Genomic DNA, 15,846 nt, shown 5'->3' on the forward strand with positions numbered 1-15,846 from the left:
TCCATGGGCTTCGCAAGTCCATCGACCGGATCCAGGCGGAGGGCCTGAACAACGTCATCGTGCGCCACCACCGCCTGGCCGAGGGCGTGCGCCGCGGCATCGCGGCCTGGGGATTGGATCTCGTCGCGGAGCACCCGTCCCTCTACTCCGACACGGTCTCGGCGATCCGGGTGCCCGAGGACATCGATGCGCGCGACGTACTCCGCATTGCCTATGAGAGCTTCAACACCTCCTTCGGAACAGGCCTCGGCCCCCTGGCCGGCAAGGCCTTCAGGATCGGTCATCTGGGCGACCTGAACGCGGGCATGTGCCTTGCGGCCCTCGCAATCGCGGAGATGTCGCTGGCCCGCGCCGGCTACTCGCTTGAGCTGGGCTCCGGCGTCGGCGCGGCACAGGAATGGTACGCCCAGGCCGATCAGTTCGAACCCCAGGTCACGCTCGTCGCCTGAGGCGGCGAGTCCAGAGCGCAGCGGACGGGAGGCGCGCCGTGGACATTCACGAGTACCAGGCCAAGGAAATCCTCTCCGGTCTCGGCGTTCCGGTGCCGCGCGGCGGCCTGGCCTACAGCCCCGAACAGGCGGGCTACCGCGCGCGCGAACTGGGCGGCGACGCCTGGGTCGTCAAAGCGCAGGTGCACTCCGGCGGCCGCGGTGAGGCGGGCGGCGTGAAGCTGTGCAGGTCCGAAGACGAGGTGCGCAACTACGCGGCCACCCTGTTCGGCAAGCAACTGGTCACACGCCAGACCGATGCGAACGGCAAAGGTGTGTTCCGGGTCTGGGTCGAGGCCGCCACCGGCATACAGCAGGAACTCTACCTGGGCCTCGTGCTCGACCGGAAATCGGAAAGGATCATGATCGTCGCCTCGGCTCACGGCGGCATGGAAATCGAAGAGTTGGCGGTTGAAGACCCCGAGAGCCTGCGCCGCATGGTGATCGACCCCGCGGTGGGACTGGCGGAATACGAGGCCCGGGAACTTGCCTTTTCGCTCGGCCTGAAGGGCGGACAGATCGCGCAGATGACGGCGGTGCTGCGGGCCTGCTACCGGGCCTATCGCGACCTCGATGCGCTCATGGTCGAAATCAATCCCCTGGTCATCACCGATGCCGGCGAGCTGGTCGCACTGGATGCCAAGATGAGCTTCGACACCAATGCCCTCTATCGCCGGCCCGAGGTTGCCGCCCTGCGCGACCCAAGCCAGGAAGACCCGCGGGAGGCGATGGCCGCCGACAACGGTCTCGCCTATGTCGGCCTGGAGGGCGATATCGGCTGCATCATCAACGGGGCCGGCCTCGCCATGGCCACCATGGACATGATCAAGCTGGCCGGGGGCGAGCCGGCGAATTTCCTGGACATCGGCGGTGGCGCCAGCCCCGAGCGGGTCTGCCAGGCGTTCCGCACGGTTCTGTCCGACAGGAACGTCCGGGTGATTCTCATCAACATCTTCGCCGGCATCAACCGCTGCGACTGGATCGCCAAGGGTGTGGTGCAGGCCTATCGCGATCTGAACCTGGGGGTGCCCGTGGTCGTGCGCCTGGCCGGCACCAATGTCGAGGAGGGCCGTGCCATCCTGCGCCAGTCCGGACTGCCCCTCGTTGCCGCCGATACCCTGGAAGATGCGGCCAGGGCGGCTGTGACAGCGCGCAATCAGCCCGTTGCCGCCTGAGGGAGACCCGCCATGGCCATTCTGATCGACGAGACGACGAAGATTGTTGTTCAGGGAATTTCAGGCCGCATCGGCCAGTTCCACAGCCAGGAAATGATCGAGGCGGGCAGCCGGGTCGTCGCCGGCGTCACCCCCGGCAAGGGCGGAACCACGGTGCTGAATCGCCCGGTCTTCGATACCGTCCGTCAGGCCGTGGCGGCGACCGGTGCCGAGGCGAGCCTGCTCTTCGTGCCGCCGCCCTTTGCCGCCGACGCCATCATGGAAGCCGCCGACTGCGGCATCCGCACGGCGGTCTGCGTGACGGACGGCATCCCGGCCCAGGACATGATGCGCGTCAAGCGCTTCCTGCGGCGCTACCCCAAGGACCGCAAGATGCGGCTGATCGGGCCGAACTGCGCCGGGATCATCTCCCCCGGCAAGGCCTTCATGGGCATCATGCCGCCGCACATCTATACGCCCGGACGGATCGGCATCGTCGGGCGGTCGGGCACGCTGGGCTACGAAGCCGCCAGTCAGATGCAGGCCCTGGGCATCGGGGTCTCGACTTCGGTCGGGATCGGCGGTGACCCGATCAACGGCTCCTCCTTCCGCGACATCCTGGAGCTCTTCGAGGCCGATCCCGAAACCGATGCGGTGATGATGATCGGCGAGATCGGCGGACCGCAGGAGGCCGAGGCCGCCGCCTTCGTGCGCGATCACATGACCAAGCCCGTGGTCGCCTATGTCGCGGGGCTCTCGGCGCCGAAGGGACGCAAGATGGGTCATGCGGGCGCGATCATCTCCGCCTTCGGGGAAAGCGCGCAGGAAAAGGTCGAACTCTTGAGCGCGGTCGGGATCACCGTCGCCCCCAACCCCTCCGTCATGGGCGAAACCATGGCAGCCGTTCTGGAAAGACAGGCCGCCGCATGAGCCAAGCCGCGACACATGCCGAGACAACCGAGACGGATGTGCAGGCATGGGTCGGTCGCACGCAGGAGCGCCGGGGCGCGCTTACTCCCGAACTGGCCGGCATGGTCGGCGCCGCCGTCGGACATCCCAGGTCGGCCCCTTTTGACATCCGCCCCGGCGCGCCCATTCCCTACCTTTGGCATTGGGCGGCCTTTCCTGAGTTCGTGCCCCTTTCGGAGCTGGGGCCGGACGGTCACCCCGCACTTGGAAAGTTCCTGCCGCCGCTGGAGTTTTCGCGGAGGATGTGGGCCGCCGGGCGGCTGACGTTTTCGGGCAGCCTCAGGATCGCTGAAGCCTTGCACCGGCAATCCGAGATTCTGTCGATCACGGAAAAGACGGGCGCGACGGGGCCCATGGTCTTCGTTCGTGTCGGTCACACGATCGAAGGGGCGCATGGCGGGCGGATCGAAGAAGCTCAGGACATCGTCTATCTCGACATACCGGACCGCTTTCAGCCGCCGGCGGCGATCCCAGTGCCGGAAGATACAGACTTCGACGAAAGCGTCGCGATCGACGAAGCGCGGCTGTTCCGCTATTCCGCCGCCACCGCCAACGCCCATCGTATCCACTACGATCTTCCCTATGCCCGCAATGTCGAGAAGTACCCGGACCTCGTAGTCCAGGGACCGCTTCAGGCGACTCTGCTGATCGAGGCCGCTTGCCGCCACACGGGCGCGCGGCCGGCGCGGTTCGCATTTCGCGGGGTACATCCGATGTTCAACGACGGGCCCCTGCGGCTGTTGGGAACAGGTCAGGCCGGTGAACAGGCCATCGACCTCTGCACCGGCGCCGCAGCAGGCCATCAGGGTTTGAAAGCGACGATGGAGTGGGACTGATGCACGGCGTCCTCCAGGGCATGCGCGTTGTCGAAAGCTCGGCCTTCGTTGCCGTCCCGCTGGCCGGCATGACGCTGGCGCAGATGGGGGCGGACGTGATCCGGATCGACCGGCCCCAAGGCGGGCTGGACTACACACGCTGGCCCGTCACGAAATCCGGACAGAGTCTGTTCTGGGCTGGGCTCAACAAGGGAAAGCGCTCCGTGGCGATCGACATCAGGACGCCGCGGGGGCGTGAGATCGCGAACGCCATCATCGCCGCGCCCGGAAGGGATGCGGGCTTGTTCATCACCAACCTGCGCGTTCCCGGCTGGACCGACTACGGAACCCTCTCTCGGGGCCGCCCGGACCTTTGCATGGTATCGCTGCTTGGCGACCGCCATGGCCGTCCGGCCGTCGACTATTCGATAAACCCGGCAATCGGCTTTCCCGATGCGACCGGACCGGAAGGCAGCGACGAGCCGGTGGCCCATGCGATGCCGGCCTGGGATTGCATCGCCGGGAACATGGTGGTTTCCGGCCTGCTTGCCGCCGAACGCCAGCGGTTGCGCAGCGGCCGGGGCCAATCGGTCGAGCTGACGCTGAAAGACGTCGCGGCCGCCATGTTGGGCAATCTCGGAATCATCGCAGAGGTCAGCGTGAATGGGGAGGACCGGCCCAAGGCCGGAAACGCGCTCTACGGCGCCTATGGACAGGACTTCCTCTGCAAGGACGGTCAACGCGTGATGGTCATCGGCCTGACCGAGCGACAGTGGCGCAAGATCGTCGAACTCACCAACACTGCGGACGGGATGGCGGCCATAGAACGCAAGCACCGCGTGGATCTGAAAGAGGAAGGCGCACGCTGGAAGCTGCGCAAGGAGATCACCGCGGTGCTGGAGCCGTGGTTTGCCGCGCGCCCGGTGGCCGATTTCGAGGATGCCTTCAATGCCGCTGGCCTCACCTGGTCCGTCTTTCGCAGCTTCGCCGAGGCCTTGGCAAATGACCCCGACCTGTCCACCGAGAACCCGCTTTTCTCGGAGATCGACCAACCGGGAATAGGCCGCTATCTCGTCCCGGGGTCCCCGCTCCGGTTCTTGTCGCTCGGCCATCAGGAGCCAAAAGCCGCGCCGCGCCTGGGCGAACACACCGAGGAGGTCCTGGCCGACGTCGCGAGACTGCCGCACAACGAGATTGCGTCCCTCTTCGACAGCGGCATTGCCAGCGATCCGGGCAGGATCGACAGCTTGGCCTCCTGACCGCAAGGGCAGTGGCCTGAACCGGGCCGTCCTTGACAGGGCGCGCTGCGAACCATAGCGTTCGGGGCATCCAGATGGAGATCTCGTCGTGAGCACAGTCAGCATCGTATCGAAGCGAAGGCGCGGGGAGCCGTAACGGCTTCCGGATCACGACGTGACGCGCCCCCGACTCTGTCGGGGGTTTTTTTGTTTCAGGATGTCAAATGGATAGCCAAAGCCACCCGCCCCAACGGACGCCACCCAGACTGCTGACGCTGATCCTGCTGACCGGCGTCTCGATCCTCTCGCTCAACATGTTCGTCCCCTCGCTGGTCAACATCGCCGTGGACCTGGACGCGGACTACACCCTGGTCAGCCTGTCCATCGCGGGCTATTTGGCCGTCACCGCCGTCCTGCAGATCGTCATCGGGCCCTTATCGGACCGGTACGGGCGCCGGCCGGTCCTGCTCGGCGGAATCGCACTGTTCACGGCGGCTTCGCTGGGATGCCTGCTGGCGGAGACCGTCTGGACGTTCCTGTTCTTCAGGATGATACAGGCGGCGATCGTCGCCGGCGGGGCGCTGTCGCGGGTGGTCGTGCAGGACATGGTGCCGCCGAAGCAGGCCGCGAGCCTGCTCGGCTACCTCGCCATGGCGATGGCGGTCGCACCGATGCTGGGACCGATGGTGGGCGGCCTGCTCGACGAGCTCTTCGGCTGGCGCTCCAGCTTCCTCGCCTTCGCGCTGATGGGGATCGCGCTCCTCGCCCTGACGTGGCTCGATCTGGGCGAGACCAACCGGAACCCTTCGCAGACCTTCGGGTCCCAGGTGCGGAGTTATCCGGTCCTGCTGCGGTCCAGGCGGTTCTGGGGCTATGCCGGCTGCATGGCCTTTTCGACCGGGGCGTTCTTCGCCTTCATTGCCGGGGCGCCTTTGGTCGCCACCGCTCTCTTCCAGACCACTCCGGGCACACTGGGGATCTACGTCGGGTCCATCACCGGCGGGTTCTTTCTGGGCAGTTTCGCGGCAGCCCGCTTCGCCAAACGCTTCGAACTGGACACGACGATGCTGGCGGGGCGGATCGTCGCCTGTTCGGGGCTGGCGGTTGGGCTGATGCTGTTTGCCGGCGGCGTGGTGCACGAGCTTGCCCTCTTTGGATCGACCATCTTCGTCGGCCTTGGCAACGGCGTCACAATGCCCGCCAGCAACGTCGGCGCGATGTCGGTGCGTTCCGATCTGGCGGGCACGGCCTCGGGCCTCGCCGGTGCCCTCACCATGGGTGGCGGCGCCCTTGTGACATGGATCGCCGGTGTCTTCGTCACCGAGGAGACCGGTGCCATGGCGCTCCTGGGACTGATGTTCGTGACATCCTTCCTGGGCCTGGCGAGCGCCTGGTGGGTCCACGCGCTCAACAGGCAAGCGAAGTCCCGCGAAGCCTCGTGACGCTTCGGCAGCGGGGGACAGCCCGCAGCGCGAAACCAATCGCCTTGCTGCGCTTGCGGCCTTTAGCTGACAGAATGGCTCTCGCTTCGTCTTCCTTGCGAAGCGCCGCAGAGGAGAGCCATGCCATGCCCGGACCGCTCGAGGGCTTCAAAGTGATCGACCTGACGACCAGGGTCTCAGGGCCGCTGGGCACCATGATCCTGGCCGACCAGGGCGCCGACGTGATCAAGGTGGAAACCCCCGCCGGCGGCGACCACACCCGCCAGGTGGCGACCCGGCGCAACGGCTTTTCCGCCTCTTTCCTCAACAACAACCGCAACAAACGCTCCGTCGCCCTGAACCTCAAAACGCCCGAGGGGCTGGAGGCGGTGAAGCGTCTGGTGCGCGAGGCCGATGTCTTCATCCAGAACTTCCGTCCCGGCGTCACCGAGCGTTTAGGGCTCGGCTATGAGGCGCTGCGCGCGATCAATCCGGGGCTGGTCTATGCCTCCATCAGCGGCTTCGGCTTCGATGGGCCCTTCGCGCAGAGGCCGGTCTTCGACCCGCTCGTTCAGTCGCTCTCCGGCCTCACCACGGTGCAGGCGGGCTCGGACGAGGAGCGCCCGCGCCTGGTGCGCACCATCCTGCCGGACAAGCTGACCGGCTTCACCATGGCCCAGGCGGTCTGCGCGGCGCTCCTGGCGCGCAGCCGCAGCGGCGAGGGCCAGCACATCCGCCTCTCCATGCTCGATACCGTGATCGCCTTCCTCTGGGGTTCCGACATGGGCGGCCACACCTTCGTCGGCGACGAGATGGAACAGGAGGTGGCCCAGAGCTGGATCGATCTGATCTACGAGACCCAGGACGGCTACATCTCCGTCGCCGTGATGCGCCACAAGGAATGGGTCGGCCTGGCGCGCGCCGCCGAGCGCCCGGAGTGGATCGAGGACCCGCGTTTTCAGGATTCGGAGGGTCTGGATCACAACAAGAATGCCCGCCTGGAACTCACCCAGTCGGTCCTGCGCGAGCGCACGACGGCGGACTGGATCGGGCGCCTGGAAGCCGCGGGTGTGCCCTGCGCGCCGGTGCTGACCCGCCGCGAGGCGATCCGCCACCCCCAGGTCCAGGCCAACGGCATCGTCGTGGAGAACGATCATCCCGAGGCGGGCCGCCTGCGCCAGGCGGGCAACCCGGCGGACTTCTCCGGCACGCCGGCCCGGCACCGCTTCGGCGCGCCACCGCTGGGCGCCCACACCCGCGAGGTCCTGGGGGAAGCCGGCTTCAGCGCGGCGGAAATCGAAGCCATGATCGCCGCCGGCGCCGCCGCCGAAACCGCGGCCAAGGGAGAGGACGCGGCATGATCGACTTCTACTACGCCCCCACGCCCAACGGCTGGAAGGTGGCGATCATGCTGGAGGAATGCGGCCTCGACTACGAGACCCATCTGCTGCGGCTGTCGCAGGGCGACCAGTTCAAGCCCGACTATCTGGCCATCAGCCCCAACGCCAAGATGCCGGCCATCGTCGACCGTGACGTCCCGGGCGACCCGGTGAGCGTCTTCGAAAGCGGCGCGATCCTGATCTATCTGGCGGAGAAGACAGGCCGTTTCATGCCGACCGACCCCCTGGGCCGCAAGGAAGCGCTGGAGTGGCTGTTCTGGCAGGTCGGCAACCAGGGGCCCATGGCCGGCCAGCTCAGCCACTTCAAGAACTACGCGCCGGAGGACCAGGACTACGGCTTCAAACGCTACCGCGGCGAATACGAGCGCAACCTGGCGGTCCTGGAGCGGCGCCTGAGCGCGCGCGACTACATCCTCGGCGACTACTCCATCGCCGACATGATCGCCTTTCCCTGGGCCTTCATCGCCAAGCCCCTCGGCTCCTCCCTGGAGGACTTCCCCAAGGTGGCGGCCTGGCGGGCGCGCATCAAGGAGCGCCCCGCCGTGCGGCGGGCCATCGACCTGCACAAGGACAGGCAGAACCGCGGCCAACACACCGCAGAGAACAACGACCTGCTGTTCAACCAGTCGGCCGAGCATCTGAAAATGGGTGAGCGGTAGTAGGGAGGCGCAAGCATCGGCCTTCAACGCAACAAATCTGACGCAATTCGGTCATCTGGACGACGCAGGGAATCGCCATGTTTGGCTTTTCCCTCGTTCATGGAGACTCCGATGCACCGCCCACTCTTAGCCGTTGGCCTCACGGCCGGCCTGGCACCGCTCGCCCTTGGCGTTGCGGCCCCGGCGCAGGCCACCGAGCCCTTCGCCCGCGTGTCCTCCTTCCCGGTCTTTCTGAATCTTCCCGACGGCAAGGACCCGGCGACGGAGACCGTGGCCGAGATCGTGGTCCCGGCGCTGGACGGCAACATGCTGGTCTATACCGACTCCGAGCTCGAGGCCATCGGCAAGGTGGACATCACCGACCCGGCGAACCCCAAGGCCGCCGGTATCGTCATGGTGGGCGGCGAGCCGACCTCTGTCGCCGTGCGCGGCAAGCATGCCTACGTCGGCGTCAACACCTCCGAGAGCTTTTTGGCCCCCTCCGGTCATGTGGCGGTGGTCGACCTGACCACCGACGCGGTCACCGCGACCTGCGACGTGCAGGGCCAGCCGGACAGCGTGTCGCTGAGCCCGGACGGCCGCTATCTCGCCATCGCCGTGGAGAACGAGCGCGACGAGGATCTGAACGACGGCGTCATCCCGCAGCTTCCCGCCGGCCATCTGGCCAGCTTTCAGGTGGACGGCAGCGGCGCGCTGGCCAACTGCGCAGGCGTGACGGTGACCGCGCTGACCGGGCTCGCCGAGATCGCCGGTGACGATCCGGAGCCGGAGTTCGTCGCCATCAACAGCCAGAACCACGCTGTCATCACGATGCAGGAGAACAACCACCTGGCCATCGTCGATCTGGCCGCCAATACGGTGGTGCGGCATTTCTCCGCCGGCAGCGTCAATCTCACCCACGTCGACATCGAACGCGACGGCGCCATCACCATGACGGCCAGCAAGACCGGCCTGCGGCGCGAGCCCGACGCGGTGGCCTGGCTCGACGACCGGCGCTTCGTGACCGCCAACGAAGGCGACTACGAGGGCGGCTCGCGCGGCTTCTCGGTGTTCTCGGCCGAGGGCGCGCTACTCTACGACTCCGGCAACGCCACCGAGCATCTCGCCGCCTCCCTGGGCCACTATCCGGAGAAGCGCTCCGGCAAGAAGGGCAGCGAGCCCGAAGGCGTGGCCGCCGGCACCTTCGCCGGCGAGCGCCTGGTGATGGTGGGCCTGGAGCGCGCCAATCTGGTGGCCCTCTACCGTGACGGCGCGGCGGACCAGGGCGGCTCCGGCCGCATGGACCTGGTGCAGGCCCTGCCCTCCGGCGGCGTCGGCCCCGAGGGCATCGCCACCATCGCCTCCCGCGGTCTCATCGTCATCTCCAACGAGAAGGACAGCGCCGACGACAAGCTGCGTTCCACCATCACCCTCTACCAGCAGGGGGGCGTCGGCCCGGCGCTGCCGCAGATCGTCTCGGTGAACGGGCCCGACGGCGCGCCCATCGGCTGGGGTGCCCTCTCCGGCCTCGCCGCCAACCCCAGCGATCCGACCATCCTCTATGCGGTCAGCGACAGCTTCTACAGCGTACCGCAGATCTTCACCCTCGACGTCTCTTCGGAGCCGGCGCGCATCGTCGCCGCGCGGACCATCACCAAGGACGGGGCGCCGGTGGAGAACCTGGACCCCGAAGGCATCGCCGCCGCGCCGGACGGCAGCTTCTACGTGGCCTCCGAAGGCCATCCCAAGAAGGACCGTTCGAGCCTCATCCTCCACGTGAAGCCCGACGGCGAAGTGGCGCGGGAGATCACCCTGCCGGAGGTTCTGGAATCGGCGAAGAAGCGCTTCGGGCTTGAGGGCGTCGCCCTGGACGGCAATCGGCTTTACCTCGCGGTCCAGCGGGAGTGGAACGACGACCCCAAGGGCATGACCAAGATCCTGACCCTGGATCTCGCCTCCAATACCTGGGGCGTCATGCACTATCCCCTGGACAAGCCGGAGAGTGCGGCCGGCGGCTGGGTCGGCCTCAGCGAGATCACCGCGCTAGGCGACGGCCGCTTCGCCATCGTCGAGCGCGACAATCAGGCCGGCACCGATGCCGCCATCAAGCGGGTCTATCAGGTCGACCTCAGCGCCGTGAGTCCGGCCGCACCGGGCGAAACGCCGCCGGTGCTGACCAAGACCCTGGCCATGGATCTGCTGCCCATGCTGCGCGCCGCCAACGGCTGGACCGCCGACAAGGTGGAGGGCTTCGCGCTGGCCGCCGACGGCCAGGTCTACGCCGTCACCGACAACGACGGTGTCGACGACTCGCCGGGCGAGAGCCTGTTCCTGCGTCTCGGCACCGGGACCCTACTCCAGGCCAGCAACTAAGGGTCTACCCTGAGCAACTCCAACAGCCCCGGACCAAACGGTACGGGGCTGCTTCTTTTGCGCCTCCATGCGAGACTGGATTACCCGACGCGAAGAACTCGGAAACCGCGCTTGCCGGTCCTTGCAGTCCCAGCCCGCCGCACTTTGGCCACCTTGAGCATGGTCTTGGCGGCATTGACGGCACCTGCGCAGGCGCAAAGCCAGCCGGTGCTAGAGAATGTTGGCAAGGTTCTGCGTGCCGCTGCCGCATTGTGCCCGCAAGCGCTGCTGCAACCCGAGGCGATGGCGGCCTTCGAAGCCGGACCCCTGGCTGGCTTCGGCGTCGCGCGGGTGCGCGACCGGGGCCCCTCCGAGCGCTGGGCCCGGCGGCAGGTTCTTCTGGAGAATGCCGAAACCGGTTTCGCGCTCACGCTGGGCGGGACACGAGCGGGGGAAGCGCTGCGCCGCGTCACCGTCACGCTGAGCGACCGGGAGAACACGCGCCCGCTGGCCACCGCACTTGCCGGCGGCGACTGCAGCATCCGGCATGGGCGGGTCCTGCGCTACGCCGGCGCGGGCGGTCCCAGCGAACTCGTTCACCTGGCCGGCGACCTGGAGACCGTCGAAACGGTCGAAGCCCTCAACCCGCCGGTCCCGCCCGGCGATGATCCCGGCGGGGTGACGGTGGCCCAGATCGACAGCGGCGTGAACTATCTGCTGCCGCAGGTCGCACAACGCTTGGCACGCAACCAAGACGGCGAAGCGTTGGGCTACGACTATTGGGACCTCGACGCGCGGCCGTTCGACGGCGATACCGGGCGCTCGCCGTTCTTTCCGATCCGTCACGGCACGCCGGTGGCCAGCCTGCTGCTGAAGGAGGCGCCGGGCATACGCCTGCTGCCCTACCGCTATCCGCGCCCGGACATGGGCCGCATGCGCACGCTGATCGAAGCCGCCGCCGCGGCGGGTGCCGCCATCGTCGCCATGCCCTTGGGCAGCCGCAATGAAGAGGACTGGACCGCTTTCGCCGAGGCCGCGGCGGCCCACAGCGATCTCCTCTTCGTCGTCTCCGCCGGCAACGACGGCCGCGACATCGATGCCGAGCCGCTGTTCCCCGCCGGCCTGGCGCTGGACAACATGCTCGTGGTTACCTCGGCCGACGCCTTCGGGCGCCTGGCCGCCGGATCCAACTGGGGCGCGGTCTCGGTGGACGTCATGGTGCCGGCCGAACAGCTCGAAGTGGTCGACTACCGCGGCGCCCGCGGCCAAGCCTCCGGGTCCAGCTATGCGGTCCCTCGGGTGGCGGCCCTGGCAGCGCGGTTGAAGGCCGCCAATCCTGACTGGCAGGCCGCCGAACTGAAGCGCGCGATCCTGGCGCGGGCCGTGCCACCGCTGGAGCGCGGCGCGCCCAAGGTGGCCGCCGGCTGGATCCCCAACCCGGCGGACGACGGTTGAACGTCAATTGCCCAGCTTGGGCGGCCGGGGCGGCGGATTGTTGACGAAGCGTTCCGCCGCCGGCGCGGTCTGCGGGTTGACCTGCTTCAGGCGTGCGAGAGCGCGGGCCGCCAGCTCAGGCTCGCCGCCCCAGGTGCCGGCCTGAATGGCGAAGCGCAGCACCTGCAGGTCGTCGCCGGCGTGTTCCATCAGCCAATGGAGATGCGGCAACTCAGCCTCATAGTCGCGCAGCAGATGGTGGGTGACCACCAGGCCGAGGCGTGTGTTGACGGCGTTGGGGTCTTCTGCCAGGGCGCGTTCGAACAGCGGGACCGCCTCTGCCGCCGCACCGCCACGGCCCAAGGCCTGGCCCGCGAGGTCGAGGAGCTGGCGGTTGCCGGCGCGCCCGCAGGCGGTGGCGATTGCCTTGGCCTGCTGTTCGTCGAGGCGGCCCGGTCTCGCCTGCCGATCCTCGATCAGGGTCGTGCAGATCCGCACCGCGGCACCGATCTCTGCGCTTTCATCGGAAAAGTCCGGGCCGCTTTGCGCTTCCAGAGCGGCGATTGCGGCCACCGGAATTGCTTCAAACCGGCCGGCCCCGCCGGAGGCGACGATCCCGACCAGCCGGCCTTCCGCGTCGACCAGAGCGCCGCCGCTGTTGCCCGGCTGGCTGTAGGCCGTGGTGTGCAGGCGGGCCAGCGGGCGGTCCGACGGCGGCAGGGCGACGGCGCGGCCCGGGTCGTAGGCGCGAATCCTCTGCCGCCCGACATCCGCCGCCACGGTATAGAGGGGCATCTCCAAATGCGCCGCGCCGGGCGCGAGCACCGGCCCCGGCGGCAGGCCGGCCACCTCCAGCAACACGAGGTCAGCGCGGTAGCCGCTGGGAACAACCTGGGCCGTCAGCGGTGTCCCATCCGCGAGGAAGACGATCGCCTCGGCTTCGTCCGCCACCACATGGCGGGCGGTCACCAGCCGCTCGGGCGCGATCCGCACCGCCGAGCCCACCGGATCGAAGGCCGAGATCGCAAAGACCGCCTGGCGCGCGTCGCAGACCGCCTGCGGCTGATCGCAGGGGGCGAGCTGTGCGTCCGCCGCAGGCGCCGCAAGAATTGCGGCCGCAACGAATGCCAGCGCGACGAGGGCGCGGGCTGCACCGGCCCTGCCGGGCCGCAGCGGCATCTCACGGTGGCGGAGAGTTACCAGCTTCCGGTGTTCTCCATGGAGGCCCAGGGCTCCTGCGGTGCCAGGGAGTCGCCCTTTTGCAGCAGTTCCACCGAGATGCCGTCCGGTGAGCGCACAAAGGCCATATGGCCGTCGCGCGGCGGGCGGTTGATGGTCACGCCGCCGTCCTGCAGCTTCCGGCAGAGCCCGTAGATGTCGTCGACGGCATAGGCGAGATGGCCGAAGTTGCGGCCCCCGTCGTAGTCCTCCGGGTCCCAGTTGTAGGTCAGTTCCACCAGCGGTGCCTTTTCGTCGCGGGCCCGCCCTTCGTCCTCGGGGGCGGCCAGGAAGACCAGCGTGAAGCGGCCCTTCTCGCTGTCCATGCGCCGCACCTCTTTGAGGCCGAGGAGGTTGCAGTAGAAATTCAGGGACGTGTCCAGGTCCTTGACCCGAACCATGGTGTGCAGATAGCGCAAGAGCTCTCCCTTTCGCTCAGTCGTTGGTTGATTGGCTTTTGCCTCATACCAGCGGGCCCGCCGCCTTGGTCATTGCCAGAACTAAGATAGTGGCCGCCGCCGACGTCGCCAAGTGGCCCTACCCCGGTGGCCGCTCCCCGCGCGCGGATCAGCCGAGCGCCGGGGTGCCCAGAAGATCGGTCACCTGGGGCACCTGGTCCAGCGCCCATTTCAGCCGCTCGCGCTCGAAACCGGTGAGCGCGGCCGGCGCCACTTTGTTGGAAAGAGGCAGCCCGTCGTCCAGGTCGCGAAGCTGTTGGCGCAGGATCAGATCCAGCAGGATGCGGTGGGCCTCGATGAGGTTGTCGATGACCTTGTCGGCCACGATCTCCCTGGCGCGGGCCCCCTCCAGACGCTCCGGGGTGGAGCGTGCGTCCAGCCCCTGGTCCAGGGCGACCACGCGGGCTGCGGAGAAGATCGGCATGATGCCGTTTTTCTTCAGATCGACCCGGCCCCCGTCCAGCTTCAGCCGGCCGAACCAGCCCATGGGCGCCTCGAAGCGGCTGGCGTTGAGCGCCAGAAACTTGAGAAAGGTGCGCGATCCCTTGGCGAGCGCCACGGCCTCGCCCCGCAGCGTCTCGGCAAGATCAGGGTTGCCGTGGACGGCCACGGCATCGAAGAAGATATCGCAGTTCAGCATATCCTCCGCGCGGGAGCGGGCGATCCATGTCCCGACCGTCTCGCGCCAGCCCGCCATATCTTTGCGCCAACCCGGCTTCGAGGCCATGACGCCGCCCTTGCAGTAGGCGACCCCGGCCGCGTCCAGGATATCGGCGACGCGGACGCCCAGCGCCTCGAACCAGCGGTCGGCGGCGCTGCCGGGTGCGCCTTCGCTGAAGACGATGGCGTTGTCCTGGTCCATGGCCAGCAGGCTTTCGCCGCGCCCGCCGGAGCCGAGCACCATCATCGCGTAGGGCAGCGGCGCCGCGCCCTCACCGGCCGCCGAGAGCTCCGCCTCGGCCAGTTCGCAGGCCCGCCGCGTCAAAGCCCGCAACTCGCGGGACACAATGGCCGCGATGTCGCGGACATCGACCTCCTCTTGCACCAGGGCCCGCGCGACCACCGTCAGGTCCGACCAGATCTGGCCCAGGGCGGCCGGGCTCTCCGCGGCCTCGATGCAGTCGCCGAGCGAGATCGCATCTCCGGCCCGTTGCCGCAGCAGATCGCGGGCGCTGAGCGCACCCGCCAGTTCGCCGTCCCCGTCGACGACGCCGAGGTGCCGGAAGCCTTTGCCCGCCATCCTGGCCAGGGCGCGATAGACGAACTCATCGCCGGCCACGGTCACCAGGGGGCGCTGGCCGAGCTGCCCGACCGCCAGGTCCAGCGCCGCGGGCCCCTTCGCATCGAGGGCGCGCAGGACGTCCCGTTCGGTGATGATGCCATAGCCGGAGTGCTGTGCATCCGGCGTCAGAAACAGCGAACTGACCTTCTTCTGCATCATCGTCGCCAGGGCCTCGCGCAGGGGAACCGTGTTGGCGAGGGTCAGCGGCGGCGCGCTCATCAGATCGGAGACACGGTGGCGATAGGGAAAGCTGTCGACCCGTGCGTACTCGGCCACGCCGGCCCTGGACACACCGTCGGAGGGCTCCAGCCCATGCCAGCCGGCCTGTGCCTCCACGTCGAGCCGGGCCGTCAGGGAGCGGCAGGCGCGTTCGGCCTGGGCCAGGGTCACGATGCCCTTGTCCCTGAGGCGCGGCACCAGTGCCTCGAAGAGCTGTGCCGCGGCGATGGCGTCGCCCAGGGCGCGGTGGCGCCCGGAGATCTCCACGCCGAGCCAGGCGGCCGCGGTCTCCAGCGACTCGTCGGGCAGCTTGGGCGCGACGAGCTGCACCATGTGGCGGACGTCGATGGCCCGCGGCGGGCGCCAGAGAAGCCCATGGCGCTCATGCTCGCTCTTCAGAACAGCCAGATCGAAGCCGATGGAATAGCCGATCACCACGGCGGACCCAACCCAATCCGAGAACGCCGCCACCACTGCGGGAAAGGCATCGGCCGAAGCGACATCAGCGTCGGAAATGCCGTGTACCGCCGTGGATTCTGGCGGAATCGCGATTCCCGGATTGACCAGGGCCTCATAGCGGGCACCCGGCTGGTCCGCCGCGCTGCCCGGGCGCACGGCGGCGATCTCCACAATGCGGTCGCTGGTGACGTCGAGACCGGTCGTCTCGCTGTCCATGGCGACCGCCGGCATCGCCCCCAGCGGCAGAGCGGAGAGGCTGCTATCCGACCCGGCAAAACTCATCGATGCGTTCCTCCCCGGC

Annotated in this window: 12 protein-coding genes and 1 pseudogene; 10 read left to right on the plus strand and 3 right to left on the minus strand. The window is 68.1% G+C overall.

Translation table 11 applies throughout. From position 1 onward, the window contains the following. The 10 genes and pseudogenes from Q0996_RS18040 to Q0996_RS18085 form a co-directional block, all read left to right on the plus strand. Positions 1–449, plus strand: a pseudogene (locus Q0996_RS18040) (serine--glyoxylate aminotransferase); the annotation flags it as partial. 38 nt (positions 450–487) lie between these two features. Next, positions 488–1,663, plus strand: coding sequence for a malate--CoA ligase subunit beta (locus Q0996_RS18045; protein WP_299622903.1), 1,176 nt, complete (start codon positions 488–490; stop codon positions 1,661–1,663). A gap of 12 nt (positions 1,664–1,675) precedes the next feature. Then, positions 1,676–2,572 (plus strand): succinate--CoA ligase subunit alpha, encoded by an 897-nt coding sequence (gene sucD, locus Q0996_RS18050; protein WP_299622908.1) that lies wholly within the window; start codon positions 1,676–1,678, stop codon positions 2,570–2,572. Then, positions 2,569–3,447 carry a MaoC family dehydratase N-terminal domain-containing protein gene (locus Q0996_RS18055; RefSeq protein ID WP_299622910.1) on the plus strand — a complete coding sequence of 293 codons (879 nt, stop codon included), beginning with the start codon at positions 2,569–2,571 and terminating at the stop codon, positions 3,445–3,447. Before sucD ends, Q0996_RS18055 begins: the two co-directional genes overlap by 4 nt. Then, entirely contained in the window at positions 3,447–4,685 is a 1,239-nt protein-coding gene (locus Q0996_RS18060) for a CoA transferase (RefSeq protein ID WP_299622913.1), read from the plus strand. Before Q0996_RS18055 ends, Q0996_RS18060 begins: the two co-directional genes overlap by 1 nt. A 203-nt stretch (positions 4,686–4,888) precedes the next feature. Then, on the plus strand, positions 4,889–6,106 hold the full coding sequence (locus Q0996_RS18065) for a multidrug effflux MFS transporter (RefSeq protein ID WP_299622916.1): 1,218 nt from the start codon (positions 4,889–4,891) through the stop codon (positions 6,104–6,106). A 125-nt stretch (positions 6,107–6,231) separates the two neighbouring features. Further along, positions 6,232–7,446, plus strand: a complete 1,215-nt coding sequence (locus Q0996_RS18070; protein WP_299622919.1) for a CaiB/BaiF CoA-transferase family protein — start codon at positions 6,232–6,234, stop codon at positions 7,444–7,446. Further along, the gene (locus tag Q0996_RS18075) at positions 7,443–8,144 is read left to right on the plus strand and encodes a glutathione S-transferase family protein (protein ID WP_299622922.1); all 702 of its coding nucleotides are present in this window, start codon (positions 7,443–7,445) and stop codon (positions 8,142–8,144) included. The genes Q0996_RS18070 and Q0996_RS18075 overlap by 4 nt, the downstream gene beginning before the upstream one ends. 111 nt (positions 8,145–8,255) lie before the next feature. Continuing rightward, positions 8,256–10,496 carry an esterase-like activity of phytase family protein gene (locus Q0996_RS18080; protein WP_299622925.1) on the plus strand — a complete coding sequence of 747 codons (2,241 nt, stop codon included), beginning with the start codon at positions 8,256–8,258 and terminating at the stop codon, positions 10,494–10,496. A gap of 207 nt (positions 10,497–10,703) precedes the next feature. Further along, positions 10,704–11,930, plus strand: coding sequence for a S8 family serine peptidase (locus Q0996_RS18085; protein WP_299622928.1), 1,227 nt, complete (start codon positions 10,704–10,706; stop codon positions 11,928–11,930). 3 nt (positions 11,931–11,933) lie between these two features. Here Q0996_RS18085 and Q0996_RS18090 read toward each other — a convergent pair whose 3' ends face one another. The 3 genes from Q0996_RS18090 to Q0996_RS18100 form a co-directional block, all read right to left on the minus strand. Next, positions 11,934–13,088: a trypsin-like peptidase domain-containing protein gene (locus Q0996_RS18090; protein WP_299622930.1), complete on the minus strand. Its 1,155-nt coding sequence runs from the start codon at positions 13,086–13,088 to the stop codon at positions 11,934–11,936. A gap of 17 nt (positions 13,089–13,105) precedes the next feature. Continuing rightward, positions 13,106–13,546, minus strand: coding sequence for a lactoylglutathione lyase (gloA, locus tag Q0996_RS18095; protein WP_299622933.1), 441 nt, complete (start codon positions 13,544–13,546; stop codon positions 13,106–13,108). 148 nt (positions 13,547–13,694) lie between these two features. Next, on the minus strand, positions 13,695–15,827 hold the full coding sequence (locus tag Q0996_RS18100; RefSeq protein ID WP_299622935.1) for a DUF294 nucleotidyltransferase-like domain-containing protein: 2,133 nt from the start codon (positions 15,825–15,827) through the stop codon (positions 13,695–13,697). Positions 15,828–15,846: the final 19 nt, after the last annotated feature.

The sequence above is a fragment of the Pelagibius sp. genome (assembly GCF_028289705.1).
Lineage (GTDB): Bacteria > Pseudomonadota > Alphaproteobacteria > Kiloniellales > Kiloniellaceae > Pelagibius.